Origin of the sequence: Bradyrhizobium embrapense (assembly GCF_001189235.2) — a bacterium.
Lineage (GTDB): Bacteria > Pseudomonadota > Alphaproteobacteria > Rhizobiales > Xanthobacteraceae > Bradyrhizobium > Bradyrhizobium embrapense.
In genome coordinates, this window is the sequence record NZ_LFIP02000001.1 from 1,055,796 (window position 1) to 1,081,549 (window position 25,754).

Annotated in this window: 23 protein-coding genes; 4 read left to right on the forward strand and 19 right to left on the reverse strand. The window is 64.8% G+C overall.

The genetic code is table 11. From position 1 onward, the window contains the following. Position 1: 1 nt before the first annotated feature. From AKN83_RS05240 to AKN83_RS05265, 6 genes are read right to left on the reverse strand one after another with little or no spacing between them, the layout of a single operon-like run. On the reverse strand, positions 2-868 hold the full coding sequence (locus AKN83_RS05240) for a branched-chain amino acid ABC transporter permease (protein ID WP_050400135.1): 867 nt from the start codon (positions 866-868) through the stop codon (positions 2-4). A gap of 18 nt (positions 869-886) precedes the next feature. Next, positions 887-1,585 carry an ABC transporter ATP-binding protein gene (locus tag AKN83_RS05245; protein ID WP_050400134.1) on the reverse strand — a complete coding sequence of 233 codons (699 nt, stop codon included), beginning with the start codon at positions 1,583-1,585 and terminating at the stop codon, positions 887-889. After that, positions 1,572-2,303 (reverse strand): ABC transporter ATP-binding protein, encoded by a 732-nt coding sequence (locus tag AKN83_RS05250; RefSeq protein WP_050400132.1) that lies wholly within the window; start codon positions 2,301-2,303, stop codon positions 1,572-1,574. Before AKN83_RS05250 ends, AKN83_RS05245 begins: the two co-directional genes overlap by 14 nt. Position 2,304: 1 nt before the next feature. Continuing rightward, on the reverse strand, positions 2,305-3,618 hold the full coding sequence (locus AKN83_RS05255) for an ABC transporter substrate-binding protein (RefSeq protein ID WP_050400130.1): 1,314 nt from the start codon (positions 3,616-3,618) through the stop codon (positions 2,305-2,307). A 31-nt stretch (positions 3,619-3,649) separates the two neighbouring features. Continuing rightward, entirely contained in the window at positions 3,650-4,738 is a 1,089-nt protein-coding gene (locus AKN83_RS05260) for a CobW family GTP-binding protein (protein WP_050400128.1), read from the reverse strand. Next, on the reverse strand, positions 4,738-6,405 hold the full coding sequence (locus tag AKN83_RS05265; RefSeq protein WP_050400127.1) for an amidohydrolase: 1,668 nt from the start codon (positions 6,403-6,405) through the stop codon (positions 4,738-4,740). Before AKN83_RS05265 ends, AKN83_RS05260 begins: the two co-directional genes overlap by 1 nt. Here AKN83_RS05265 and AKN83_RS42020 point away from each other — a divergent pair. Then, positions 6,404-7,084, forward strand: coding sequence for a hypothetical protein (locus AKN83_RS42020; protein WP_157113219.1), 681 nt, complete (start codon positions 6,404-6,406; stop codon positions 7,082-7,084). The two genes, AKN83_RS05265 and AKN83_RS42020, sit on opposite strands and share 2 nt — an antisense overlap. A gap of 745 nt (positions 7,085-7,829) precedes the next feature. Here AKN83_RS42020 and AKN83_RS05275 read toward each other — a convergent pair. Next, positions 7,830-8,504, reverse strand: coding sequence for a helix-turn-helix transcriptional regulator (locus AKN83_RS05275; RefSeq protein ID WP_050400123.1), 675 nt, complete (start codon positions 8,502-8,504; stop codon positions 7,830-7,832). Between the two features lie 232 nt (positions 8,505-8,736). On the opposite strand from AKN83_RS05275, the gene AKN83_RS05280 reads away from it, so the two are divergent. Then, the gene (locus AKN83_RS05280; protein ID WP_050400122.1) at positions 8,737-9,939 is read left to right on the forward strand and encodes a serine hydrolase domain-containing protein; all 1,203 of its coding nucleotides are present in this window, start codon (positions 8,737-8,739) and stop codon (positions 9,937-9,939) included. Positions 9,940-9,973: 34 nt separating this feature from the next. Here AKN83_RS05280 and AKN83_RS05285 read toward each other — a convergent pair whose 3' ends face one another. The 9 genes from AKN83_RS05285 to AKN83_RS05325 form a co-directional block, all read right to left on the reverse strand. Then, positions 9,974-11,377: an amidase gene (locus AKN83_RS05285; RefSeq protein WP_050400120.1), complete on the reverse strand. Its 1,404-nt coding sequence runs from the start codon at positions 11,375-11,377 to the stop codon at positions 9,974-9,976. Between the two features lie 16 nt (positions 11,378-11,393). Beyond that, positions 11,394-12,155 carry an SDR family NAD(P)-dependent oxidoreductase gene (locus tag AKN83_RS05290; protein ID WP_050400118.1) on the reverse strand — a complete coding sequence of 254 codons (762 nt, stop codon included), beginning with the start codon at positions 12,153-12,155 and terminating at the stop codon, positions 11,394-11,396. Between the two features lie 63 nt (positions 12,156-12,218). Further along, positions 12,219-12,929: an ABC transporter ATP-binding protein gene (locus AKN83_RS05295; protein ID WP_083991936.1), complete on the reverse strand. Its 711-nt coding sequence runs from the start codon at positions 12,927-12,929 to the stop codon at positions 12,219-12,221. After that, a complete protein-coding gene (locus AKN83_RS05300; RefSeq protein WP_050400117.1) occupies positions 12,919-13,638 on the reverse strand; it encodes an ABC transporter ATP-binding protein in 720 nt (239 codons plus the stop codon). The genes AKN83_RS05295 and AKN83_RS05300 overlap by 11 nt, the downstream gene beginning before the upstream one ends. A gap of 3 nt (positions 13,639-13,641) precedes the next feature. After that, positions 13,642-14,715 carry a branched-chain amino acid ABC transporter permease gene (locus AKN83_RS05305; protein ID WP_050400114.1) on the reverse strand — a complete coding sequence of 358 codons (1,074 nt, stop codon included), beginning with the start codon at positions 14,713-14,715 and terminating at the stop codon, positions 13,642-13,644. Positions 14,716-14,728: 13 nt separating this feature from the next. Then, entirely contained in the window at positions 14,729-15,595 is an 867-nt protein-coding gene (locus tag AKN83_RS05310) for an ABC transporter permease subunit (RefSeq protein WP_050400113.1), read from the reverse strand. 94 nt (positions 15,596-15,689) lie between these two features. Beyond that, the gene (locus AKN83_RS05315) at positions 15,690-16,904 is read right to left on the reverse strand and encodes an urea ABC transporter substrate-binding protein (RefSeq protein WP_244521895.1); all 1,215 of its coding nucleotides are present in this window, start codon (positions 16,902-16,904) and stop codon (positions 15,690-15,692) included. Between the two features lie 55 nt (positions 16,905-16,959). After that, positions 16,960-17,955, reverse strand: a complete 996-nt coding sequence (locus tag AKN83_RS05320; RefSeq protein ID WP_050400109.1) for an acetamidase/formamidase family protein — start codon at positions 17,953-17,955, stop codon at positions 16,960-16,962. Between the two features lie 17 nt (positions 17,956-17,972). Continuing rightward, positions 17,973-19,373 (reverse strand): amidase, encoded by a 1,401-nt coding sequence (locus tag AKN83_RS05325; protein ID WP_050400107.1) that lies wholly within the window; start codon positions 19,371-19,373, stop codon positions 17,973-17,975. A 426-nt stretch (positions 19,374-19,799) separates the two neighbouring features. Here AKN83_RS05325 and AKN83_RS05330 point away from each other — a divergent pair, with 426 nt between their 5' ends. Both AKN83_RS05330 and AKN83_RS05335 read left to right on the forward strand, forming a co-directional pair. After that, the gene (locus AKN83_RS05330) at positions 19,800-20,963 is read left to right on the forward strand and encodes a transporter substrate-binding domain-containing protein (RefSeq protein WP_050400106.1); all 1,164 of its coding nucleotides are present in this window, start codon (positions 19,800-19,802) and stop codon (positions 20,961-20,963) included. Beyond that, positions 20,960-21,547 (forward strand): ANTAR domain-containing response regulator, encoded by a 588-nt coding sequence (locus tag AKN83_RS05335; RefSeq protein WP_050400105.1) that lies wholly within the window; start codon positions 20,960-20,962, stop codon positions 21,545-21,547. Before AKN83_RS05330 ends, AKN83_RS05335 begins: the two co-directional genes overlap by 4 nt. 9 nt (positions 21,548-21,556) lie before the next feature. On the opposite strand, the gene AKN83_RS05340 is transcribed toward AKN83_RS05335, so the two are convergent. From AKN83_RS05340 to AKN83_RS05350, 3 genes are read right to left on the reverse strand one after another with little or no spacing between them, the layout of a single operon-like run. After that, positions 21,557-23,845 (reverse strand): nitric oxide reductase activation protein NorD, encoded by a 2,289-nt coding sequence (locus AKN83_RS05340; protein WP_050400103.1) that lies wholly within the window; start codon positions 23,843-23,845, stop codon positions 21,557-21,559. 14 nt (positions 23,846-23,859) lie between these two features. Continuing rightward, positions 23,860-24,672 carry a CbbQ/NirQ/NorQ/GpvN family protein gene (locus AKN83_RS05345; RefSeq protein WP_244521896.1) on the reverse strand — a complete coding sequence of 271 codons (813 nt, stop codon included), beginning with the start codon at positions 24,670-24,672 and terminating at the stop codon, positions 23,860-23,862. Between the two features lie 49 nt (positions 24,673-24,721). After that, positions 24,722-25,741, reverse strand: a complete 1,020-nt coding sequence (locus AKN83_RS05350; RefSeq protein WP_050400100.1) for an alpha/beta fold hydrolase — start codon at positions 25,739-25,741, stop codon at positions 24,722-24,724. Positions 25,742-25,754 lie beyond the last annotated feature (13 nt).

Here is a 25,754-nt window from a genome sequence, read left to right on the forward strand (position 1 = left end):
GTCACACCCTGCTCGACACGAGGCCCGACGGCCGGATCAGGAGCATGATGAAGAACAACAGATGTGCGTAGAGCAGCCCCGCGTTCGGATCGATCTTCAGGCCGATCAATTGCGCCATGCCGAGCGCGATGCCGCCGAGCAGCGCGCCCCAGAACGAGCCGAGCCCGCCGAGCACCACGACCTCGAATGCGATCAGGAGCCGCTCGGCGCCCGAGAACGGCGTGAAGCTCGACCGCACCGCGAGCAGTACACCGCCGATCGCGCCGAGCGCCAGCGACAGGCCCATCACGTAATTGTAGACCCGGTCCGGCTTGACCCCGGACAGCCGGACGATGTCGCGGCGGTCCGCAGTGGCGCGCACGATGCGCCCGAACTCGGTGTGGCGCAGCACCAGTTGCAGCGCCATGAACAGCAACGCGGCCAGCACCAGCGTCAGCAGCGGCATGATGCCGATGTTGAGCCCGCCGACCTCGAGACTGGCGCGCGACAGCTCGCCGACCTGGAGGCTGCGCACGTCGGCGCCGAACATTTCGACCATGACATTGCGCAGGATCACCGACACGCCGAAGGTCAGCAGCAGCGGCGACAGCGGATCGGGCGACGTCACCACCCGGTTGACGATGGCGGCCTGATAGAGCCAGCCGACCGCAAACGACAGCGCGATCACCGGGATCAGCATCAGCAGCGGCGAGACCTGCGGAAACAGGTTGGAAAGCAGCACGGCGCAGAACGCGCTGAGCACCATGAACTCGCCGTGCGCGATGTTGACGACGCGCATCACGCCGAACACCAAAGCGAGCCCGATGCCGAGCAGCCCGTAGAGCCCTCCCAGCAGGGCCCCGTTGATCAATGTCTCAACCCAGATCATGTTCGTTGCCGATCCTGGCTAGTTACCGAAATAGGCGTGCGTCAGCTGCTCCGGCTGCAACCCTTGCGCCGGACCGGTCAGCGACACCCGCCCCTTCAACAGGCAATAAATCCGCTCGGAGGTCGCGAGCGCGCGCTTGACGTCCTGCTCGACCAGCACGACGGCGGTGCCCTCGCGGCGGATATCGGCGAAGGAGCGATAGATCTGCTCGACCACCACAGGCGCGAGCCCGAGCGAGATCTCGTCGCAGAGCAAGAGCCGCGGGTTCGACATCAGCGCGCGGCCGATCGCCGCCATCTGCTGCTGGCCGCCGGAGAGCTGGCCCGGAAACATCCGCCGCCGCTCGTCCAGGATCGGGAACAGGTCGAACACCCGACGTAAGGTCCAGCTTCCCTTGCGCCGATTGACGCTGCCCATCAAGAGGTTCTCCTCGATGGTCAACGAGTCGAACAGCAACCGCCCTTCCGGCACCATGATCAGCCCGAGCCGCGACACCTCTTCGGCCGGCATCTGCGAGATGTCGATGCCATCGAAATGCACCGCTCCCTTGCGCTCCTCGTTGAGCCCGACCAGCGCCTTCAGGAAGGTCGACTTGCCGGCGCCGTTGGCGCCGACCAGCGCCACCGCCTCTCCGTCCGCCACGGTGAAGTTCATGTCGAACACGGCCTGGAGATCGCCGTAGAAGATCTGCAGGCCGTTCACATCAAGCAACGCCATCGGCCTTCAATCCCATATAGATCTCGCGCACCACGGCGCTGTCCATCACCTCGGCCGGCGGCCCTTCCAGCACCTTGCGGCCGAAATCGAGCACCAGGATACGATCCGAGACCGCGCGCAGCGCGTGCGGAATGTGCTCGATCCAGATCATGGCGTGATCGGCCTTCACCGACTTGATGACAGCGACGAGGCGCTCGACCTCGGGCTCGGTCAGCCCGGCGGCGATCTCGTCGAGCAGGATCAGCTTGGGCTTCGAAGCCAGTGCCTTGGCGAATTCCAGCCGCTTGCGATCGATCAGCGGCAAGGCGCCGGCGAGCTTGTCCGCCTTGCCGTCGAGCCCGGTGCGCTGCAACACCTGCATCGTCCAGTCCGACGCCGCCTCGCCATACAGGCCGGCGCCATAGGACGCCGCGACCAGCGCGTTCTCGTAGACCGACAGGTGCGGAAACGGCTGCGGGATCTGGAACGCCCGCCCGAGCCCCATCCGTGCCCTTTGGTGCGGCGGCAGCCCCGTTATCTCCTTGTCGTCGAGCATGATCGAACCGCCGTCGGCCGTGAGCAGGCCGACGATCAGGTTGAGCAGCGAGCTCTTGCCGGCGCCGTTCGGGCCGATCACGCCGAGGCATTCGCCCCGCGCCAGCGCGAAGCTGACGTTGTCGGCGACCACGATCTCGCCGAAGCGCTTGCAGAGCCCGCTGACGCGCAGAAGGGGTGCCATCTCAGGCCAGCTTGGAGAGCAGCTGGAGATCGGCCTGCTTCGGAATGAACGGCGCCGTTCCGTTGTGCACGATCAGGAGCTCGTATTTCGACTTGCCGCCCTTGGTCTTGCGCCACTGTCCGCCCGACAGCGAGGTCACCGCAACGTTCTTGATGGGCGTCCCCTTGAACTTCACTGGTCCGACCACGGTCTCCATGTCGAGGCCGGCGATCGCATCGCGCAGCGAGTTCTTGTCCTTCGGGTCACTGTTCTGCAACGCGGCCAGCGCGACTTCCCAGAGCGCGTGGGCGTAACCGATCGGCTGGGTCCATTGCTTGCCGGTGCTCTTCTCCCATTCGGCGGCGAGCTCGGCGGCGCTCTGCCCGGTCAGCGACGACTTGAAGGGATAGGCCGGCGTCCACCATACTTCGGTCGACATGCCGTCGCCACGGTCGCCGAGCGCGTTCACCGCGCTCGGGAACAGGAAGGCCGCCGCCACCGTGCATATCTGCGGCTTGAACCCGGCTTGCGCCGCCTGGTTCCACAGCGTCACCCAGTGATTGCCGTAGGTGAAGCCGGACACGATATCGACGCCGTTGTTCTTGAAAGACGACACCTGGTTGGTGAAGTCATCGGTCGCGATCTGGAATTTTCCGGCGGAGAATTCCTGATAGCCTGCCGCCGCAATGCCGCCCGGCAGACCGACCTTCGGATCGGAGAACGCTTGGCCGGCGGGATTGTCGATATAGAGCGTGCCGACCTTCTTGTTGGTATCGACCGACTGCCACATGCCGAGGAAGTTCTTGACGACGTCATCGGCGCCCCAGAAGAAATGGTAGCTGTAGGGGAAGCCCTTGTCCGGCGTCGACTTGCGCGGGAACATCCAGCCTTGCCACGGCACCATGGTCGAAATCGACGGAATGCCGCGGGCATCGGCGAGCTCCTGCACCGGAGCCTGCGCATCGCCGTCCTCGATCAGGATCAGGTCGCATTTCTCCCGCAGCACCAGCTCGCTGGCGACGACAGACGAGCGGTTCGGATCAGACTGGTTGTCCTTGAACACAAATTCGATCTGCCAGGTCTTGCCGCCGATCTTCAGCCCATCCTTGACGCGCGCCTTGATGCGCTCGTGGATCCAGGTGTCGGGCTCGGCAAACGGCGCGCGGACGCCCGAGAGGCATCCGACCCAGCCGATCTTGATGGTGTTGCCGGCGGCGCGCGCGATGTTGACCAGCGGCACATTCATGGCCGACGCAAGTCCGGTTGCGCCGGCTGCCTTCAGCAAGGTCCGCCGGTTGAGCCGGCTGGACGAGTTCGTCTTTGAGTTCTCAGTCATGTCCCTCTCCCTGAACAAAACTCTGAAGTAACTAGGCCGCGGATCGCTGGATTGCCGAACGGCTCACCGCCGCGAATTTGCACAATGTGTTTTCGATGATGTGGCGCGGGATGCCGCGCACGATGAAGACCAGCCGTGAGCGGCGGTCCGCCGACGGCCAGCCGGCAAGCGCGATCGGCGGATGGAACACGTGCTGCACGCCGTGCACCACGATCGGCGCATCGGGCTGCTCGGCGACATGCACGATCGCCTTGAAGCGCAGCAAGTCCTCGCCCCTGAGCGCCGCGACATAATCGAGCCAGCGCGCGAACGCCTCACGCTGGATCGGCTCGTCGATGATCAAGCTGTAGGAGGATACGCCGGCGTCGTGCGTGTGATGACTGTGATCACCGCAATCCGCGCCTTCGCAATCGTGATCGGCGTGATGATGCGGCGGGTTCGCCGCATGCGATGCCAGCTCGAACCAGCGCACGACGTCGGCCGAGCGGGCCGCCGGATCGAACAGCCCGGCATCGAGCACCTTTGCCGGCTCGACCATTCCATTCCGCACATGCGCGCGCGTCGCCACAGGATTGATCGCGGCGAGCCGCGCATCGAGCAGCACCAGCCCATCATCGGCGGCCAGATCGGTCTTGGTCACCAGCAGCCGGTCGGCGACCGCGATCTGCCTGATGGCCTCGTCGTGCGTCTCGAGGGTGCGCGCGCCATTGACGGCATCGACGGTCGCGACCACGCCGTCGATCCGGTAGCGGCCGACGAGCTCCGGCGCCGTCATCAGCGTATGCAGCACCGGTACGGGATCGGCGAGCCCGGTGGTCTCGACCAGCACGCGATGGAACGGCGGAATCGAGCCAGCAGCGCGGCGGGCGGCGAGATCGGTCAGTGTCTCGATCAGATCCTCGCGCACCGAGCAGCAGATGCAGCCATTGTCGAGCAGCGCCAGACGGTCCTCGCTGCTCTCGACCAGGAGGTGATCCAGCGCCACCTCGCCGAATTCGTTGATGATGGCGACGACGCCGCCAAGCTCCTTCTGGCGCAGCAGATGGTTCAGCACCGTGGTCTTGCCGCTGCCGAGGAAGCCGGTGAGCACCGTGACCGGGATCTGATCCACAGCAATCATCACGCGCTCCGCTGGTAGACCTTACGGCCCTCGAAGAAGGTCATCTCGACCCGCGTATCGGCAAGCTGATCCGGCGGGATGTCGAAGATCATCCGGTCGAGCACGATCAGGTCGGCCGATTTGCCGACCTCGATCGAGCCGATCGATTGGCCGAGCCCGGCCGCGCGCGCGGCATCGATGGTGTAGATGTCGATCACGGTGGCGAGATCGAGCGCCTGCTCAGCCCAGAGCGACTTGCCGGGAAAATCCCCGGTCGGATTTTGCCTTGTCACCATGCCCTCGATGCCCTGCCATGGATCGGGGATCGGGATCACCGGCCAGTCCGAGCCGCCGGCCATCAATGCGCCGGCCGCCTTCAGATCCTTGTTCGGCCAGAAGCGCTGCGCCCGCTCCTCGCCCATCGCGGCCTTGTGCGCCTCGAGGAAGACGGTCGGATACCAGATGATCGGCGACAGATCGGCCGCAACGCCGAGCTCGGCGAAGCGCTTGACGTCGTCGGGCGCGATATAGCTCGCATGCGCGATGTGGTGGATCAGATGGGTCGGGCCGTTGAAGCTGCGCACGACATCGATCGCGTCGAGCGCCTGCGTCACCGCGGCATCTCCCGCACAATGGATCTTCGCGGCAAGCCCAAGCTTCTCGCAGCGCCCCAGCCAGCGGATCAGATCCGGCACCGTCAGCATGGTCGATCCGCGGAAGCAGCAGCCGCGCACTGGGTCGGCCAGATAGGGCTCGTGGAAGGCCGCCGTCTTGGCGCCCGGCACGCCGTCGAGGAACACCTTCGCATAATCCGGCTTCACATGGGTGCCGCGATACTGCTCGCGCAGCGCAAACAGCTCCTCGCCGGCCTTGCCGAACATGAAGCCCGGCTCGACCACCGGCATCGCGCAGACCGCCCAGGCGGTGAGCTCGCCGCGGTCGTCGAGCCCCTTCAGCGCCGCCATGATCGGCTGCATGCTGGCGGCGTCGATGAAGGCGGTGACGCCATAGGTGTTCAGCACCGAGATCGAACGCGCCACCGCCGCGCGGTCCATCTCGGCCGTGTAGTGACCCGAAGCCGCGAGCGCCCGCTCCACCAGGCCCGAGGCGGCCTCGATCATGATCCCGGTCAGCGTCCCGGTCTTGAGGTCGCGGCCGATCTCGCCGTCGGTCGGATCAGGAGTGTCGGCCTGCACACCGGCAAGCCGCAGCGCCGCCGAGCTTGCCCAGCGATTGTGATAGGTGTCGTCGCGCAGCACGACGGGATGCCCGAGGCACGCGGCGTCGAGCAGCGCACAGGACTCCGCGGTATTCATCTCGTTCAGCAGATTATTGCCGAACTGACCGCCGACGATCCAGGCGCCGGGCGCCGCCGCTGACGCGGCCTTGTGCAAGGTCTCGGCGATCCTTGGCACGCTGTCGGCGTTGGAGAAGCGCAGCTCGTAGAGATCGGCCTGCCCGCCCATCATGATATGATTGTGGATGTCGACGATCCCCGGCATCGCCATCCGTCCACCGAGATCGACAGTCGCCGTCGCCTCGCCGATGAGCGACGCGACATCGCGCTCTTCGCCCACGGCGACGAACCGGCCGGCCTTGACCGCCGCGCACGCCGCCCAGGGCAGTTCCCGGTTCGACGTGTAGATCCGACCGTTGCGGAAGACCGTGTCGGCGAATGTCCTGGTCATGCGGAGCAACTTCTCGATTGGGGAAAGCCTGGAGCGCGCACTGTGCGGTGCACAGCGGCCGAACCGCGCACGACACCAGCGTGACGCCAAACGTTCGGCATGTCGGCATTTGGAACAATCCACCGTCCGGTGGATGCTCCGCCGCCTGCTGCGATGCTGGCCGCAGAGCCTCCCTTCGAATCCCAGCGCCAGACCGTCCTTGCGATGGTCGAAAGCGCCGAACAGGACGCCGCGCGCGTGGTCGACGGGGATCGCCTGGCAGCCGCTTGAGGAATATTTCTCGACATCCGTACCGGCCGGCGTGCGGCCTGAGCCGTTCAGCGCGATCGACTCGCCGGGCGCCAGGCGAATACAGCGCGAAGCAGTCGCCGCCGATTTCGGTCATCTGCGGCTCGACCACGCGCTGCACCGCGACCGCCGCCACGCGGCATCAATGGCGTTGCCGCAACCCGTCAACATCTCGACGGCGGCAAGCGTCGCCTGCGGATGCGAGGTTGCGGCCATGCCACGCTCGGCAACCGCCACAGAGCGGCCGATAGCCATGAAATCACGCGTGTCGGATCCTCTGATGTTGCGAGCGGGAGCCGCTCGCAACATTGTCGAATACGACACCGGTCCTTGGCGAACTGTCGGTCGGCGGCGCGGCAATCCGCAATCCACCCAACGGTGGATCGGCTGAATACGGATGGGTTCGGTTTCTCCGTCGTCGTTCCGGGGCGCGCGAGCGCGCGAACCCCGGAATGACGGGAGGGGTGCGAAAAATCAACCAGGCAGCCAAGTATTGGAGGTCGCCAGGTTTCATTCGGCTTTTCCGAATTTAACTTGACACCTGACCCAACTCAGATGTTCAATGCGCCCGTCTCACCCGACACAAGGGGCGCTTCGCGGTCGTCACGAACGCGGGTCGAGATGCGGTGGACGCTGGGTGCGCAGTTGACGAATGCGCATGAAGCGGACGGTGAAGTCGTGTGGTCCTGACGCCCTAACGGCAGGTGTCTCTTCCGATTGCGCAGGTCGCGCGTTGCGAAGACGGTGACAAGCAAGCCCAGTCTCGCCGGGGAGAGCACGAAGTAAGCCGTAGCCCATCGCGCAGGGAAAGCCGGGTTGTTCCGGTTACACCTGTGGTCCTACCCCCGAGCTTTCTACCCTTTTGCTCGGGGCCCATGGGTGCGATCGGCACCCGGCTTTCCCTGCGCCCTCTGTTCAAAAGAGGGCGGAACAAGATGCAAAGCTCGGGCAATTCATGTCGCGAGAATGCGGAGGCATGGCTCACCGGCCAGGCAACAAATTCAGTGTTATCCCGGCGGAGGCGGAATCCATAACCAGGAATGGCCATTGTTGAGCGATCGTGGAATGACGAATCCCGTTCACAACGGAGGCCGCCGAGTATCGGCCTTCGCCGGGACGACGGTGGGGGCCGCCCCCTAATGCGGCCGCGACATCAATGCCACGACGGCGGAGCGGGTCTCGACGCCGAGCTTCTCGAAGATGTGGATCAGATGCGTCTTCACCGTCGCGAGACCGATATTCAGGCACTCGCCGATCTCGCGGTTGGTGCGGCCGCAGCACAGCAGCTCGACCACTTCCATCTCGCGCGAGGTCAGTCCGTAGCGCGCCGGCTCGTCGGCGTTCGACGACAGGCGGCTGGTCAGGTTGAATTCGAGGTAGTCATGGATCTTCTCGGCAATGTGCATGCTGCCGTCGGGAATCGCGCAGCCCGGCGCCCAGAGCACGCTCATTCCGGCCACGATCCGGTCGTTGCGGCGGAAGAAGAACTCGATCATGTCGGCGACGCCGCACTGGCCGGCGAAGGCACGGTAGGTCGCCGCCTCCTGGGATGCGCATTGGCTGAGCGCGATGCTCAGCCGGGCAATTGGCCGGTTGCTCGCGGAGCGCGGATGCAACGGATCGAGCCGGTTCATCCCGGCGAGGTACTGGTCGTGGAAGCTTGGCGGAACGTTGCTCGAGAGCACGAAGCGGTTGAGGGTCAAATTGCCGTCGACCTCGTAGAACGCGGTCGCGGATCCCTCGAGAATTCCTCGCGCGAACTGAATGGCTTGCGTGGTTGCCGGATCCGGTCGGCCCAGAAGCGCGATCATGACCTACCTCCCGATGTTTCCCGATGGCGAACGTCTGCGCGTCGCGTAGCCCGGCACGCTGGGACAGACGCGGGACATAGTCAAGCAAATTGCGGGCCAAGCCGACGAAAGGCGCGTCCGGGATGCGGTTACGCCGGAGTAACCCGATGGCCCCCTCCACCATCCGGTTGATTGCGAGCGACGCGGCGCATGCGGAACTTGCAGGTCTTCCAATCTCATTGCTGGATCAAGAATGAATTCGCGTCGCATCATGGCCGCCTTCCCGTCAGCAGTCGACGAACAAGTCACGCTCGCCAACTGGCGTCAGCATCCGTTCAGCGAGTGGGGATTTCGCAACGTCCGGGAGCTGCTGCCCACCGCGAACATCGCACGCGCGCAGACGCCGACGCCGCTGTCCTTTGCACCGCGCTATCTCGACGACGTCAGCTTCGCCAACCCGCGCGGCGAGACGGTGGGCGTCGGCGAGGCGCTGCGCGCCAGCCACACCGACGGCATCGTCGTGTCGCATCGCGGACAGGTCGTCTTCGAATGGTATGCTCACGGCCTGACGCCGGACACCCCGCATCTGATCTTCTCGGTCAGCAAGTCGGTCGCCGGAACGCTCGGCGGCATCCTGGCCGATCACGGCAAGATCGATCCCGACGCACCGGTGACGCGCTACATCCCGGAGATGGAGGGATCGGTCTATGGCGGCAGCTGCACGGTGCGGCATCTGCTCGACATGAGCGTCGGCATCCGCTTCGACGAGGACTACATGGCGCGCGACGGCGATGTCATGAACTACCGGCGTTCGACCGGCTGGGAGCTGCCGGATCCGACCGTTCCGCCGAGCAATCTGCGCGACTATCTGCGCACGCTGCGGCCCAACGGCGCGCCGCATGGCCAGACCTTCCACTACGTCTCGACCAACACCGACGTGCTCGGCTGGGTCTATGAGCGCGCCTGCGGCATGTCCTATGCGAAGATCCTCTCGCAGCACCTATGGCAACCGATGGGCGCCGAGCATGACGCCTACATCACCGTCGACTCGCGCGGCGCGGCCCGCGTCGCCGGCGGCATCTGTGCGACACTGCGCGATCTCGCCCGCTTCGGCGAGATGATGCGCAATCACGGCATCAGCAACGGACGGCAGGTGGTGCCGGCCTGGTGGGTCGACGACATCAGGCAGAACGGCAATGCCGAGGCTTGGTCGCGCGGCGATCTGACCAAGGTGTTTCCAAACGGCAATTACCGCAACAAATGGTACACGCTCGACCGCGGCGAAACGCCGTTTGCGGCTGTCGGCATCCATGGCCAATGGATCTATGTCGATCCGACCCACGAGACCGTGATCGCGCGCGTCTCCTCGCAGCCGCTGCCGATGGATATCGATCTCGATCACATGTGGATGCGCGGCTATCGCGCGATCGCGGCCAGACTGGCCGGTAAGGCCTGACGGCTTGCGACGGGGGGGCGTCAACGACGACGCCCTATTCGATCGGCGGCCGCCGCGTGTGCCAGTCCGTCACCGATTGGAATGCGGCGCCGGCGCGGACCAGCACGTCCTCGGAAAGATGCGGGCCGACCAGCTGCATGCTGAGCGGCATCTGGTCCGACGCCATGCCCACCGGCAGCGTGATGGTCGGGCTGCCCGAGAAGTCGAACACCGCCGTGAAGCGCAGAATGTTCAGGAGGACGTTGGGGTCGGCGCCGTATTCGCTCATCTTGGTCAGCGTCGGGATCGGCACCGGCATCGTCGGGATCAGCAAGAGATCGATATCTTCGAACATCGCAGCGAGGCCGCCTGCGAACTTCAGGCGCTCGTGATGGATCGCCGCAATGTCGACGCCGCTCGTCGCCCTGCCTTGCTCGATCAGCTGCGCGAGGTCCGGCCCGTATTCCGACTTCCGCGACGGGTAGGTGTCCAGATGCGCCTCCGCGGTTTCCACCGAGCACATCGCAATCCACTGGCTGACCAGCTTCTGATAGGGTGGGAAATGCACCTCGCGGATGTCGGCGCCGAGATCGGCCAGCGTGCGCTCGGCCTGCACCAGCGCGGAGACGACCTGCCGATCGATGCCCTCCTGAGTGTACCTGCGATCGACGCCGATCCGGAGGCCCCTGATGCCACCGCCTGCCCCGGCCAGATAGTTCGGCACCGGCGCCCGCAAGGCGGTCGGATCGTTGACGTCCGCGCCCGCGATGACGCCGAGCATTGCTCCGGCATCGGCAGCGCTCCGGCACATCGGCCCGACATGGTCGAGCGAGTCCGCCAGCGGGAAGATGCCGTGCCGGCTGACGCGGCCCCAGGTCGGCTTGATCCCGGTCAAGCCGCAGGTCGCCGACGGAAACCTGATCGAGCCGCCGGTGTCGCTGCCGATCGAGCCGTAGCAGAGCCCCGCCGAGGTCGCGACGCCCGATCCGGTCGACGAGGAGCCAACCCAGTAGTTCACGTTCCACGGGTTGAGCGGGGCCTGAACGGCCGGATGGTGGCTGGTATAGGCCCCCTCCGTCATCTTGAGCTTGCCGAGCGTGACCGCGCCGGCGAGCTCGAGCCGGTCCACGATGGTGGCATTGAAGGTCGGCACGAACTTGGCGTGGATCGTCGTGCCGCCCGCGGTCGCCGCAAACGACGTGTAGCAGAGGTCCTTCAGGCCGATCGGAATGCCATGCAGCGGGCCGCGCCAGATGCCCCTGGCGATCTCCGCGTCGCGCTGCTTCGCCTGGGCCATCGCCCGCTCCGCCAGGACGAGCGCGTAGCCATGAAACCGGCCGTCCAGCTTCGCGATCCGGCTCAGGATTGCCTCCGTGATCTCCGAAGACTTCAGCTCGCCGCGGCGGATGAGCCCGGAGATCTCGGTGATGGACTTGTAGTGCAGTGGATCCGCTGACATGTCGTTGTGGCCGCGGCTAGAACTGGACGCCGCGCGTCAACGCGCCGTCCACGACGAGATTGGTCCCCGTGATGAAGCTCGCCGCCCTGCTCGCAAGAAACACCGCGGCGTTCGCCATCTCCTGCGGCGTGCCCATGCGGCCGGTCGGATTGAGCGCCAGTGCGGACTTGTACAGTTCGGGATTGCTGTCCTTGATCATGTTCCAGACGCCGCCCTCGAAATAGGTGTTGCCCGGCGACACCGAATTGGCCCGAATGCCCTTGGCCGCGAGTTGGTAGGCGAGCCCTTGCGTATAGTGGATGATCGCGGCCTTGAACGTGCCGTAGGGACCGCTGGCAAAATCGACCTCGCGTCCCGAGACGCTGGAGATGGTGACGATCGCCGCCGCCGTGCTCTTCTCGAGATACGGCATCGCGGCATTGACGAGCCGCACCGTGCCCATCATGTCGGTAGAGAATTCCTTCTCCCAGCTCTCCTCGTCCTGCCCGATCGAGAGCGCGCTGACATTGGCGACCACGACATCGATGCCGCCGAGCTTCGCCGCCATGTCGGCGACCCAGGCCTTCAGCGCCGGTCCGTTGGAGACGTCGACCGCACCGCCGAACGCCGCCACGCCCTTGGCCTTGATCGCGGTGACCGCGGCGTCGACGTCCGCCTGATTGCGCGCGCAGATGCCGACATTGGCACCTTCAGCCGCAAATGTATCGGCAATCGCCCGGCCGATCCCCTTGGTGCTGCCGGTGACGACAACCTTTGCTCCCTTGAGTCCCAGATCCATATCCATTCCCTCCGTTGTTATCGATTATGGAACGCACACTTCCTTGCCGCATGGCGCGGCCGGTCAAAGCAACAGCTGCGCGCGAACATTGTCCGCGTTGACGTCCTCACCGGCCAGCGATCGCGTGATCTTGCCCTTCTCCATGATGTAGCAGCGCTGGGCGATCGCCAGGATGGTGTCGAGGTTCTGCTCGACGAAGATGATCGTGGTTCCGAGCTCGGTGCGGAACGATTGCAGCGCCTCGCAGATGTGCTGCACGATCGAGGGCTGGATGCCTTCGGACGGCTCGTCGAGGATCATCAGGGACGGATTTCCGATCAGCGCCCGGCCGATCGCAAGCTGCTGCTGCTCGCCGCCCGACATGGTGCCCGCGATCTGCCGCCGGCGCTCCTTCAAGCGCGGAAAATACGTGTAGACGAGCTCCGGCAGCTTCTTGCCGTCGCGTCCGCCGATCAGCTCGCCGACCTGCAAATTCTCCTCGACGCTCATCTGCGGAAACACGTCGCGGCCCTGCGGAATGTAGCCGAAGCCGGCGCGCGCCCGCGCATCAGCCTCGAGCTGCGTCACATCCCGATCCATGAAAGTGATGGTGCCGCGCCAGCTCTGCAGCAGCCCGATCAGGCACCGCATCAGGGTCGACTTGCCGACGCCGTTGCGGCCGATCACACCGACGATCTCGCCGCGCGCAACCTGCATGCTGACGCCCTGCAGGATCGGCGTCGCGCCGTAGCCCGCCCAAAGTCCCGACACGTCCAGGATGCGATCAGTGGGCATGGGTCTTACCCAGATAGATTTCCGCTACCTTCTCGTCTTCCAGAATGGACTCGAGGCTGCCGCGAGCGAAGATCTTGCCAAGATGCAGAACGGTGACGCGCTGTGCGACCTGACGCACGAATGCCATGTCGTGCTCGACGACAAGAACCGTCATGCCCTCGGCATTGAACGACTTGATCAGTTCGCCGGTCTTGTAGGTCTCCTCCGGCGACATGCCGGCGGTCGGCTCGTCCAGCAGCAGCAATTGCGGCTGCAACGCCAGCGCCATCCCGATCTCCAGCCATTGCTGCTGGCCATGCGACAGCGCGCCGGCGAGCTTGCCGGAGTTCTCCGCCAGATTGAACAGCGCCAGCAGTCGATCCTCCTCGGCGCTGCGCTCGGCACCGGAAAGCCGCTCCTGCAGCGCGATCTGGATGTTCTGCCGCACGGGCAGTTCCTTGAACACGCTCGGCGCCTGCATCTTGATGCTCATGCCACGCTGCACCCGCGCGTAAGGACGCTCCGCGGTGATATCGACGGAGTCGAAGAAGATGCTGCCGGTGGTCGGTGGATAGAGGCCGACGATCAGTTTGAACAGCGTGCTCTTCCCCGCCCCGTTGGGCCCGATCAGGCAATGGACCTCACCGGCATTGACCGTCAGGTCGACGTCGGAGACGGCGGTCAATCCGCCGAAACGCTTGGATACGCCTTTCACGTCAACGAGGGCCATGGATCAGGTCTCATCCGATTGCAAGCGGCCGGCATCTGCCAGCGCGGGGGCCTCGTCGCGCCGCCGGCGCCTCGTCCACAAGTCGACCACGAGCTTGCCGATACCGAGCACAAAGCCCTGCGGCGCCAGCATCACGGTGGCAAGCAGCAGCACGCCCATCAGCACCAGCGCGGCCTGCTGGCTGTAGACGGTGATGGTCTGGAAGCCGAACAGCAGCAGGAACGACCCGACCAGCGTCGCGGTCAGATCATTGCGTCCGGAGAACGCGACCCAGACGATCGGCATCGCCGCCGCGGGGAGCCCGATGCTGGACGGCGTGATGAACTGCCCCCAGGACGTGTACAGCGCGCCGCTGAGGCCCGCGAGGCCGCTACCGATCACGAATGTCAGGAGCTGATACTTGCGGACGTCGTAGCCGAGCATCTCGGCGCGCTGCGGATTCTCCCGCGTCGCCACGATCACGTTGCCAATGCTCGAGTTCACCAGCATGCGCAGCGCGACGTAGACGATCACGATCAGCGCGATCATGAGATAATAGAGCGCCGATCCCTCGATGTCGAAATTGCCGACGGTGAGCGGATCCATTCCCTTCATGCCGTTGAAGCCGTTCAGCCGGGCCGGACCGATATGCCATTCCGGTCCTGCCGTCTGCCCGAGGAAGAAGGCCAGCACGAGCGTCGCCGACAGCGTCACGATGCCGAAGAAGATCCCGCTGATGCCGCCCCAGATCATGAAGTAACCGAGGATTCCCGCCGCGATCATCGCGATGACGACCGAGAGCACGAGCGCGGCGATGGTGGCCGTTCCCCCACCCATGTTGATGGCGAGCACGCCGTAACCATACCCGGCGATGCCGAAGAAGAAGGTCTGGCCGAACGACAGCATGCCGCCGTAGCCCCACATCAAACAGAGCCCGAGCGCCATGAAGATCCAGATCAGGAAGTAGGCAAAGTTGCCGACATCGTACGAATCGGCGAACACCGGATAGATCAAGGCCCCGGCCAGCACGGCAAGGAAGCAGGACCAGAAGGTCTTTCCGCGTCCGAGCGTCTGCGGACCGTCGAGCAGCTTCAACATCGGAAATTCCCGTCTAGCGCCCACGACGAACCAATACGCTGGATAGCCCTTCGGGCAGCACCCGTATGATCAGGATGACGGCAAACAGCATGCCGATCTGCCCGATGATCTGGCCATAACTTGCATTCAGCGCCATCCGGATCATGGCCAGGAATACTGCGGCTGGCGCGGTCCCGAGCAAGACGTTCGCGCCGCCGATCACCACGGTGACGAAGCTTTCGACCACGAAGGTCGCGCCCATGGTCGGGATCAGCGTCATGGTCGGCGCATAGAGCGCACCGCAGAGTCCCGCGAGCGCCGTGCCGATCCCGAAGCTGATGGAATAGATCCGCCCGGTGCGCGCACCGAGCGCCTTCGCCATCGCCGCATTCTGCATCGTGGCGCGCGCGATCACGCCAAAGCGCGTCTTCATGAAGATGATGTAGAGCCCGGCCAGCACCGCGACTGCGCAGCCGAACAGCACAAGCCGATAGGTCGAGAACGTGTAGCCCCCGATCGCAAAACTCCCTTCGGGCGTGCCGATGCCGCGCACCGCAGAGCCGACGATCAGCAGCATCGACTGCGTCACGATCAGGCTGAGGCCCCAGGTCGCCAGCAGCGAGTCGAGCGGGCGCTTATAGAAGCGGCGCACGATCAGGTACTCGACGATCATGCCGATGATCCCCGCGGTCAGCGCAGCCAGGAGCTGGGCGATCGGGAGCGGCACGCCGAGATTCACGAGCCCGACCGTCACATAGGCGCCGCACATGATAAACTCGCCATGCGCCATGTTGATGACGCCCATCATGCCGAATACGATGGCAAGGCCCGCCGCCGACAGGATCAGGAACGCAAAGACGTCGGCGAACTGATAGAATACCGAGAAGAGTTCAGCCGACATTCCACTCTCCGTGATCACGGCGCCGCATCGTTGCGGCGCCGGTTCGCCTCAAACCCGAGATGCAAAACACGAGCAAGATTCGTGCCCGCCTGCATCACGATTTGCTGGGAAGATGACTCGGCGTGTACTGGTCCTTGTCGTTCTTCTTGGTGAGATCGCAGCCGATCTCGCCCAGCCAATACGGCTGGATTGTCCCGTAGTCCTTCTCGACGGTTACCTCATGCTTGGGTCCGACAGAGATGAGGCGCATGCGGTGCGACGTGTGCTGGCTCTTCGGATCGATGCAGACCTTGCCCTCGGGGGCGTCGATGCAGGCATCGCCTGACGCGATCACCTTGCGCATGTCCTCGAGCTTGGTCGATTTGGCCTTCTCGACCAGCGCCTTGTACATGTAGAGCGCGTTGTAGGCGTTGTAGCCCATGTCGTTGATATAGAGCTCGTCGGGGAACTTGGCGTGCCAGCGCTTTTTGAACTCGTTGGCTTCGGGCGTGTCGATCTCCTCGAACCAGTTGGCCGTCGCATGCATGTTGTTGAGCGCCGGCGGCTTGAACCGCTTGTGCTCGAAGCCGAGCATGACCTTGATCGAGGACCCCATCGGCAGGTTGAGATTGGCGGCGGCCGCCTGCTCGAAGAACGAGTCCTGCGCCGCGCCGACATTGATGGTCAGCAGCCAATCCGGCTTCGCCTTCTGGATGTTCTGGATCGTCTGCGCGAACTGCGAGACGCCGAGCGGGATGAACTCCTCGCCCACGACCTCGCCGCCGAGATCCTTCATGATCTTGCGGTTCCACTCCGCCGAGATCTGGCCGAAATTGTAGTCGGCGGCGATCACGTAAACCTTCTTGCCGAACTTCTGGACCATCCAGGGGATCAGCGTCGAGAACTGCTGCTCCGGCACCGCGCCCATGCTGACCATCGAGGCATCGCAGACGCCGCCTTCATACTGGTTGGTGTAGAAGTATGGCGTGGTGGTGCGATCGACGATCGGACGCAACGCCTCGCGCGACGCCGAGGTGATACCGCCGATCAGCACGTCGACCTTGTCACGGTTGAGCAGCCGGCGGCCGAACTCCTGATAGCGGGCATTGTCACCCTGGGGATCAAGGTGAATCAGCTCGATCTGGCGGCCGAGAATGCCGCCGCTCTTGTTGATCTCCTCGACCGCCAGTTGCGAGCCGTGCAGCTTCGGCATGCCCATGAACGCGAGATCGCCGGAGACGTCCTCCAGCAAGCCGACCTTGAGCGGCGGGTCGGCCGCCTGAGCGCTACCTATTGCAGTCGTCCCGAGCACGGCACCAAGCAAAGCCATTCCCAATATACGCCCCGAATTCATCGCGATGTTCCTTGTTGAAAGATGTTGGACGTCACGCCTTGAGGTAATTCTTCAGGATCGACGCCCCCATCGTGTATTTGGGGTCGACCATGTTGCCGAGCCGCATGCGGCCGGCCTGGCTGAGCAGCATGTAGGCGTCGATCTCATCGAAGCCGTAATCGGCGCTCATCCAGCGCACGAGCTCGCGATAGGCGATCCGCGCTGCGTCCTCGAGCGGTCGTGCGCTGCCGATCGTCATGATGAAGTCGCGCGTCTCGAGCCGCGGCCAGGCGAAGCTCCAGTTCTTGATCAGATCGATCTGCAAGGTCACGGTGGCGCGCTGCTCGAGCGCGACGCCCGAGAGCTCGCCGTCGCCCTGCGTGGCGTGACAGTCGCCGACATAGAGCAGCCCGCCTTCGGTATGCACCGGAAAATAGATGATCGCCCCCGGCGCAACGTCGGGCAGGTCCATGTTGCCACCGTGATAGTCGGGTTGCAGCGAGGAGATCGCCTCGATCTCGGGCGACACGCCGATGGTGCCGATGAACGGCTCATAGGGCAGCGTGATCTTGTCGTTCCAGCGCACGCCGTTGCGGTCGACATGCAGTTTCTTGACGCGCTCCGGCAGCGGCGGATTGAGCAGCGCCGTCGATGCAGTCCCGACCAGGCCGCCGAACTCCGGAATGATGCAGGTCGTGCCGGCCGGCTGCGCGCCGCGGGTCTCGACGTCGCGGATATAGACCGCAAGGCAATCGCCCTTCCTGGCACCCTTGACCGCGATCGGCCCGCATTGCGGGTTCAGGTAGGGGAAGTTCAGCTTCGCCGTGGGGCTGTCGCTTTCGCTGGTGAGTACGCCGCCGAAGGCATCCTCGGTCTCGACGACGACCACCCCGCCCGGATCGATCGACAGCGTCGGCTTGGCATAGGGTCCATAGACGTAATGGAAGCCGCCCTGCTGCTCGATCGTCAAACTATGGGTCGTGCCGGTCGCGCCTTTGGCGACGGCCCGTCTGGCCATGATGGAACTCTTCAACCAGTCTTCTGTCATGCGAACGGCTCCTCAACTCAGATCGCGGGATGGCGCTTGTGCCAGTCGGTGACGCGCTGGAAGGCATCGCCCGCACGGACGAGACTTGCCTCGTCGAAGTGACGGCCAACGAACTGGAAGGCGACCGGACCGCCGTTCGGCGCAAAACCGCCGGGAAGCGTCACGGTCGGGCTGCCGGTCATGTCGAACGGACAGGTGAAGCGCAGCAGCCCGGTGATCAGCGACGGGTCCTCACCGAGCGCCGCCATCTTGGCCAAGGTCGGCGCGGCGAACGCCTGAGCTGGCACCGCGATCAGATCGACCGTCTCGAACAGCAGCCGCACCGCGCCGCGAAACGCTTCACGCCGCAGCACGATCTTCTGATAGTCCATGCCGGACTGTGCCCGGCCGAGATCGAGCAGGCCGGCGAGCGCCGGACCATATTCGTCCTTGCGCGCTGGATAGGTTTCTTCGTGCGCAACGGCCACCTCGATGCCGCACAGCGGGAACCAGTCCTCGATCACCGCCTTCGGATCGGGGAACGCAACGTCCTTGATCTTGGCGCCGAGATCGGCGGCAACCCGCAGACCTTCGCTGAGCACCTTGCCAGCAGCCTCGTCGGTGCCCTCGCTGGTCCAGCGCCGGTCGACCCCGATCGTCACGCCGCGCAAGTCGCCGGACAGACCACCGAGATAGTCCGGCACGGCGAGCGGCACCGACGTGGTGTCCTTGGGATCCTGGCCCGCGATCACGCCGAGGATCGCACCGCAATCGGCCGCGCTGCGCGCCATCGGCCCGATGTGATCCAGTGTTGCGGCGAGTTCGAACGCGCCATAACGGCTGACACGTCCCCAGGTCGGCTTCAGCCCGGTGATGCCGTTGGCCGCCGAGGGAAACCGGATCGAGCCGCCGGTATCGGTTCCAAGTGATCCGAAGCAAAGCCCCGCCGCGGTGGCGACGCCGGAGCCGCTCGACGATGCGCCGGACCACAGATCGGCATTCCATGGATTTTTCGGCGGATCGATCTTCGGGTGATGATCGGCATAGGCCCCCTCGGTCTGTTGCAGCTTGCCGAGAATAACTGCGCCGGCATCCTTCAGCCGCGCGACCACCGTGGCATCCTCGCTCGGACGGAAGTCGCGATGAATGGTCATGCCGTGCGCAGCCGGCGCGCCCTTGGCCCAGCACAGATCCTTGACGGCGATCGGCACGCCGTGCAGCGGCCCCTTGATCTTGCCGGAGGCGATCTCCTTTTCGGCTGCCGCGGCTTCGGCGAGCGCCGCATCACCCATCACATAAGCGTAGCTCTTGAGCTTGCCGTCGAGCTGCTCGATCCGCCCGAGCGTCGCTTTGGTCACCTCGACCGGCGAGAGTTTCCTGGCCTGGATTTGCTGCCCGATCTCAATGAGCCCGAGATAGTGAAGTTCCGTCGTCGGCATTTCTCATCCCCGCACTTGGCACGACTTGACACGACGCAAGCGCAGGCACTGCCCATCACCGCGCATGCGCCTCCGGCTTGACGACACGGACGTGTCGCCAATTTGTTTGGCGGCAAAAGCAAACAGCCACCCGCCCCTCCAAAACGAAGGTGACGAATGGCCCAAATGCCGCGGCTATGATCTATCGCGTGGGTCCGGGATCGAACGGAGCACTCTGCGCGGCGATCGGGACGTCATCGGCCAGATCGACGCGCGCAAGGTTCGACAGGAAGCCCTGTAGGAGAAAATTCTAAGGAGGTGTGCAGCGCGTTGTCAACGAGGCTGGCTGCACAAATTTCGCGAGGTGCTGCGCAGCAAATCGGCATGACCACTTGCGCCGGTCTCTGCGAAGATGGTTTCCTGCATGAAGTGCACTGAAAGTCCTCGATGACGAAGCCGTCCATTCCCGTTGGCATCATCTGCTCGCAGCACGGGCCCTATCAGGCCATGGGGCGCGAGATCCTCAAGAGCGCCATGATGGCGGTCGACGAGATCAACGAGCAGGACGAGTTCGACTTCGCGATATCGCCGCATGTCCGCGATCCCCGCGGCATCATTTCCGAATATCATACGGTCTGCGACGACCTCATTCGCAACGTCGGCGTCGAGCACATCATCGGCTGCTACACCTCGGCCTCGCGCAAGCAGGTGCTGCCGATCGTCGAGCGCACCGACCGCCTGCTCTGGTATCCGGCGCGCTACGAGGGCTTCGAATGTTCCGACAACGTCATCTATGTCGGCGCCTCGCCCAATCACAACGTGCTGCCGCTGGTACGCTACGTGCTCGACAATCTGTCGCGCGAGATCTTCTGCGTCGGCTCCAACTATGTCTGGACCTGGGAAACCAACCGCGTCACCCGCGAGCTGGTGACGGCCGCGCGGGGACGGATTCTTGCCGAACGTCTGCTCGAACTCGGCGAGAGCGCGGTCACGCACATCGTCGACGAGATCGTGCGACGCCGGCCGCCGGTCGTATTCAACACGCTGGTCGGCAGCTCGAGCTATGATTTCATCCGCGCCTTCCATGCCGCAACCCTTGCTGCGGGTCTCGACATCCCGATGCTGAGCTGCAGCCTGTGCGAGCCCGAGCTCAAGATCGCAGGTCCCGCATCGGCCGGCTGCATCACATCGTCGGCCTATTTCGAAAGCATCCGCCTGCCCGAGAACCAGGCCTTCGTCGCGCGCTGGAAGGCGCGTCACGGCGACCACAGCAGCCCGTCGGTGGACGGACAATCCGCTTATGTCGCGGTCTATCTTTTGGCCCGCGCGCTCCAGCGCGCCGGCACGTCCGATATCGGCGAGGTGCGGCGCGCCGCGGCCGGCTATCGCTACAATTCGCCGCAAGGTCCGGTCTGGATCGACGGCAGCAACAACCACTGCGTCCTGACGCCGCGGCTCGCCGTCTCCAATGCCGAAGGACAGTTCGACATCTTCTGGGAAGCCGAGGCTCCGGTTAAACCGGATCCCTATCTGACGCAGCTCGACATCGCCGCCAGCCCCGCAAGGGATGGAACGTTGCCGAATGCGCCGCATTTGCGGGTCGTGAAATGAGCAAACCATCGTCATTTTCGCTACGCGGACGCAGGGCGCTCGTCGCGATCAAGGACGAGCGTGACGCCACCATCGTCAAGCGCCAGTTCGAGCGTCTCGGGATCGACATCGTCACATGGGAGCCCGGCGCCAAGATCGACTGCCGGCCGGATGTGACGCTGATCGACGACGAGTTCCTGCCGCTGACCTCCCCTCCGCAGCGCGCATCGCTTGGACGAAGCCCGGTGATCGCCCTGCTCGGCACCGAGACGCCGAGCCGCCTGAAGCTGGTGCTCGAGCTCGATCCGGCCTCATTCCTGGTCAAGCCGCTGCGCTCGGCCGGCATCTATGCCGCGCTCGTCCTCGCCTTCGAGCGAAGCGAGCGCACCAGCGAGCTGAAGCAGCAGGTGCTCAAGCTCGAACAGCGTCTGCGGTCGCGCCGCGTCGTGCTCGCCGCCGTCCTTCAGATCATGCACACCCACGCGCTGGCCGAGCCGGCCGCCTTCGCGCTGATCCGGCGCGCCGCCATGGAGCAGCGCAAGACCATTGAGGAGCTCTCGGCCGAGATCACGGCGAACGGCGCGCTGCCCCGCGCAACCGGCTAGCGCCGGCGGCTATTTCTTCAGTTCCGCATAAAGCTGCATCACCCGTTGCGGCAATACCTCGATGCGCGGCACCCGGAGCGCATGGCGCTCGCCGAAAATGCGATCGAGCTGCGGAAATCTGTCCTCGCCGATGCCGAAGGCAAAAATATCGGTGCCGCGCCGGCGCAGCTGCTGAGCGGCACGCCGCGCGTCCTCGACCAGATAATGCGGGTCGGGCACGTCGACGTCGGACGGCTCGCCGTCGGTCAGGACCAGCAACACCCTGCGGAACGCACGTCGCCCCGCGAGGTAGCCCCCGGCGTGGCGCAACGCGGCACCGAGCCGGGTGGAATGGCTGCTGCCAAGGCCCGCGAGACGTGAACGCACGACGGCGTCCATCGGCTCCTCGAAGCCCTTGATGCGGAGATAGCGCACACGCTCGCGGCCGTCGGAGCTGAAACCGTGCACCGCGATCGCGTCATTGGCGGCCTCAACCGCCGTTGCCATGATCGCGGCCGCCTTGCGCTCGACGTCGAGAACCGTCCGGCCGCGACGATCGCGGTCCGCGGTCGATTGCGACAGGTCGAGCAGCAGCAGGACGGCAAGATCACGCGGCCCCGGCGCATCGCGCTGGTAGACCCTGGGCTCAGTGATACTGCCGGCACGTCGCTCGATCGTCAGCGCGATCGCCGCGTCGATGTCGAGCGCGTCGCCGTCGCGCTGGCCCTTGTGTCTGATGCGGCGACCGACCGAGGCGTCGCGGGTCAGCTCGGTGATCCAGCGCATCGCCTCGGCATCCGTCGAAGGGTCGAACGGCTGCGGGGAGACGGCGGCATCAGCCTCCAGGATCGTGGTCCAGTCCGCCCGCTCGGTGCGCGTGACATAGTCCCATTCCGGGTAGGTCGCGACCGGAAATCCGTCCAGCAGGGTCACCGTTGCGGCCTTCGCGCGCAGCGTCTCGTCGGGCTTCGCGTTGTCGTCGGTGGGCTGGCCATCGGCGTCGTCGCGACGCTCCATTCGCACCGAATCGACCGCAAGCTCGATCGTCTCGGTCGGGCTGTCCGGCTGATCGCCAAAATCCCACAGCGCCAGATTGTCGTCGCGATAGGCCGGTTCGACGACGTAGCTCCTGGCATTGAACTGCAGCCGCATCTGCCCGATGTCGTTGCCGAGCAGCCCGCCGATCTCGCGGCTGATGGTCGGATCAATCCAGCGGGCGGCGGCATCGGCAAACAGCGTGCGGCCCTTGGTCACCCACGCATCCGGATCCTGATAGTCCGAATCGATCAGCGCCCGCGCCAACCGCGTCATCAATCCGGCGGCAGTTGCCTGGCTCGTTGGCGTCGCACTGTGAAACGGCAACCACAGCCGGCGCAGCCCGGGCATCTCGCGCAGCGCCAGCGTCTCGACCCTTGCATCCTCGATCAGCGCGACCAGCGCGATCTGCAGCGCCTTCAGCCGTCCCACGGGAAAGCGGACCGTGGAATGCACCAGATGCGCGCCGGCATGCGCGACCGCGGCGAGATAGATGGTGTCAGTCTCCTCGCCCGCGTAACCAGGGAAAGTCTCCGGGAGCCCGATCAGGCCGGCGGCGAGCGAGGCACGCCGCGGCACCGGCGTCGGCGCTATGGCAAGCTTGCGGAAGCGCGGCTTCCTGTTCCACAGCGCGATCGTGGTTGCGGCGAGGCGCTTCTCCAGCCGTGCGAAATCATCGCCGGTCCGGCCGACCGCGAACAGCCGCACCGAGAGCGGATCGTCGAGCGCGAAATAAGAGCGCCGGCGCGATGCGCGGCCGCCGCTTGCGCGCAGGCCGGCCGAAACCCAGGCGGAAAAATCGTCGGCCCCGGCATGCGCGAGCAGCGGCTCCAGCCGGCCGATCGCAAGGCCCACCGATTCCGGGCCTGCATCCGCGAGTTGGCCAAGTGCAGCAAGAACGGCGGTGAGTTCTCCAGCGCCCGTAAGCCGGGGCAGCACTTTGGACAATTCGGTCAGCGCCCCATGGGCGGCGCGGCTCCCGGCGCTGCGGCCGATATCGCCAACAGCGCGGCCGATCGCGATCAGATCATCGATCGATCGCTGCGCCGGCCATTGCTCCGACAGTTTCAGAAAGCCGAGAACCACGGCCTGGCCGAGATTGGCCTCGAACAGGTCGTGCACCGACTCGTCCCAGGCCGCCAGACGACCGAACGGACTGATGCGCTGCAAGGCGGCCCGCGCTATCTGCACCGCCGCGGCGATCTCGTCGTGGCCGCGCAACAGTGCCGCAAGCCGGCGTCCGGATCGGAAACCATCGAGCGAACTGATTTGCGCGACCGCCACCTCCCGGCTTCCATTCACGCAGAGGCCGCAATCACGTCACGCAGCGTGTTCCTGGTGTCCACGTCGTCAGTCAGGGGAACGACGATCGTGGTTTCGCAGGCCTTTTCGAGGCTGATGCCGCATCCGATCAAGCGGCCTGCATTGACCAGCATCCGGGTCGAAGCGCCCTCGTCGAGACCCTGGCCCTTCAAGTTGCGGCTGTGCTGGGCGATCCTTACCAGGAGATCGGCGAGATTGGGTTCGATGCCGGCCTCGCGCGATACCACCTCGCTTTCCGCCGACCGGTCGGGGTAACCGAAATCCAGCGCCGCGAAGCGCTGCTTGGTGGATTCCTTGAGGTCCTTGATCGCGCTCTGGTAGCCCGGATTGTAGGAGATCACGAGCTGGAAGTCGGAATGCGCGTAAATCAACTCGCCGCGTTTTTCCAGCGGCAGCACGCGCCGATCGTCGGTCAAGGGATGGATCACGACCGTCGTGTCCTGGCGCGCCTCGACGATCTCGTCGAGGTAGCAGATCGCGCCGAGACGCACCGCCGTCGTCAGCGGCCCGTCGCTCCACACCGTACCCTCCGCATCGAGCAGCCAGCGTCCGACCAGATCCGCCGCCGTCATGTCCTCGTGACAGGCGACCGTGATGAGCGGGCGGCCGAGCCGCCATGCCATGTATTCGATGAAGCGGGTCTTGCCGCAGCCGGTGGGGCCTTTCAGCATCACCGGCATGCGGTTCGCATAGGCTGCACCGAACAGTTCGACCTCATCCTTCAGCGACCGGTAATACGGCTCCTGCCGGATGCGGTACTGGTCGAGCAGCAAAGCGGGATTGGACAAGCTCACGCCTCCCATGATCGCGCAGGCAGCCCTTCGCCACGGATTGACATCACGATGCAAGCAGTTCCTTGAGCTTGGTATCGATGAAGGCGACATCGACCGGGTTGGTCCCCGGCCCGCCCGCGAAATGGCCCCAGATCGACGGCACCGGCACGAACTTGGCGTTCTGCATGTTCGCCACCTCATTCTCGCTGTCTTCAGGCGGGAAGTAGAGATCGGTCTGCCCCGGCATGACATAGGCCTTGGCCTTGATGGCTTTCAAGGCAGCCTTGAAGTCGCCGTTATAGATCTCGTTGGCGCTGATGTCGCCGTTCTGCCAGGTCCACAGCATGGTCAGCAGGTTGTTGGGATCCTTCGGCAGGAAGAAGCCCTCCCAGAACGCCACCAGGAAATCCTCCAGCGACGAATAGCCCATCGTCTTGATGTCGAGCTGCTCGCGATAGAACGCCTGCGAGAAGCCCCAGCCGGCATAGACCCGCGCGGCGGCGCGCAGGCCGCGGGCCGGCTTGTCGGTGTACCAGCCCTCCTTCCACGCGGCATCCGCCGTGAGCGCGGCCTTGACGCCTTCGAGGAACACATAGTTGTGCCGCGAGCACTTCGCCGAGCCGCAGAACGGCGCGAGGAGATCCATCAAGTCGGGATAGAGCGCGCCCCAATGGAACGTCTGCAGCGCGCCCATCGACCAGCCGACGACCAGGCGGATGTGCTTGATGCCGAATTTCTCGGTCACTAGCCGGTGCTGGACGCGCACATTGTCGTAGGCCGTCACCTGCGGAAACCGCGGCCCGTTGTAAGGCTCCGGCGTGTTGCTCGGCGACGACGACAGGCCGTTGCCCAGCATGTTCGGAATGATGATGAAGTACTTCGCGGGATCGAGCGCCATGCCCGGGCCGATCAGCCATTCATTGTCGTAGTGCTGGCCGGAATACCAGGTCGGATAGACGATCACATTGTCCTTGGCCGCGTTGAGCTGGCCAAACGTCTTGTAGGCAAGCTTGCAGTCGCGGAGGGTTGCGCCGCGCTGCAACGTCAAATTGCCGAGATCATGGATCTGATAGTCGACGCTCATTGATGTACCCTTC

Bases quoted from the DNA above. Each gene is read 5' to 3' on its own strand.
- AKN83_RS05265 (WP_050400127.1), bottom strand. From the start codon at position 6,405: ATGACCAGGACATTCGCCGACACGGTCTTCCGCAACGGTCGGATCTAC.
- AKN83_RS05315 (WP_244521895.1), bottom strand. From the start codon at position 16,904: ATGGCTTTGCTTGGTGCCGTGCTCGGGACGACTGCAATAGGTAGCGCT.
- AKN83_RS05240 (WP_050400135.1), bottom strand. From the start codon at position 868: ATGATCTGGGTTGAGACATTGATCAACGGGGCCCTGCTGGGAGGGCTC.
- AKN83_RS05325 (WP_050400107.1), bottom strand. From the start codon at position 19,373: ATGCCGACGACGGAACTTCACTATCTCGGGCTCATTGAGATCGGGCAG.
- AKN83_RS05320 (WP_050400109.1), bottom strand. From the start codon at position 17,955: ATGACAGAAGACTGGTTGAAGAGTTCCATCATGGCCAGACGGGCCGTC.
- AKN83_RS05330 (WP_050400106.1), top strand. From the start codon at position 19,800: ATGACGAAGCCGTCCATTCCCGTTGGCATCATCTGCTCGCAGCACGGG.
- AKN83_RS05275 (WP_050400123.1), bottom strand. From the start codon at position 8,504: ATGATCGCGCTTCTGGGCCGACCGGATCCGGCAACCACGCAAGCCATT.
- AKN83_RS05255 (WP_050400130.1), bottom strand. From the start codon at position 3,618: ATGACTGAGAACTCAAAGACGAACTCGTCCAGCCGGCTCAACCGGCGG.
- AKN83_RS05295 (WP_083991936.1), bottom strand. From the start codon at position 12,929: ATGCCCACTGATCGCATCCTGGACGTGTCGGGACTTTGGGCGGGCTAC.
- AKN83_RS05300 (WP_050400117.1), bottom strand. From the start codon at position 13,638: ATGGCCCTCGTTGACGTGAAAGGCGTATCCAAGCGTTTCGGCGGATTG.
- AKN83_RS05285 (WP_050400120.1), bottom strand. From the start codon at position 11,377: ATGTCAGCGGATCCACTGCACTACAAGTCCATCACCGAGATCTCCGGG.
- AKN83_RS05310 (WP_050400113.1), bottom strand. From the start codon at position 15,595: ATGTCGGCTGAACTCTTCTCGGTATTCTATCAGTTCGCCGACGTCTTT.
- AKN83_RS05290 (WP_050400118.1), bottom strand. From the start codon at position 12,155: ATGGATCTGGGACTCAAGGGAGCAAAGGTTGTCGTCACCGGCAGCACC.
- AKN83_RS05245 (WP_050400134.1), bottom strand. From the start codon at position 1,585: ATGGCGTTGCTTGATGTGAACGGCCTGCAGATCTTCTACGGCGATCTC.
- AKN83_RS05260 (WP_050400128.1), bottom strand. From the start codon at position 4,738: ATGATTGCTGTGGATCAGATCCCGGTCACGGTGCTCACCGGCTTCCTC.
- AKN83_RS05335 (WP_050400105.1), top strand. From the start codon at position 20,960: ATGAGCAAACCATCGTCATTTTCGCTACGCGGACGCAGGGCGCTCGTC.
- AKN83_RS05250 (WP_050400132.1), bottom strand. From the start codon at position 2,303: ATGGCACCCCTTCTGCGCGTCAGCGGGCTCTGCAAGCGCTTCGGCGAG.
- AKN83_RS05280 (WP_050400122.1), top strand. From the start codon at position 8,737: ATGAATTCGCGTCGCATCATGGCCGCCTTCCCGTCAGCAGTCGACGAA.
- AKN83_RS05305 (WP_050400114.1), bottom strand. From the start codon at position 14,715: ATGTTGAAGCTGCTCGACGGTCCGCAGACGCTCGGACGCGGAAAGACC.
- AKN83_RS42020 (WP_157113219.1), top strand. From the start codon at position 6,404: ATGCGGAGCAACTTCTCGATTGGGGAAAGCCTGGAGCGCGCACTGTGC.
- AKN83_RS05350 (WP_050400100.1), bottom strand. From the start codon at position 25,741: ATGAGCGTCGACTATCAGATCCATGATCTCGGCAATTTGACGTTGCAG.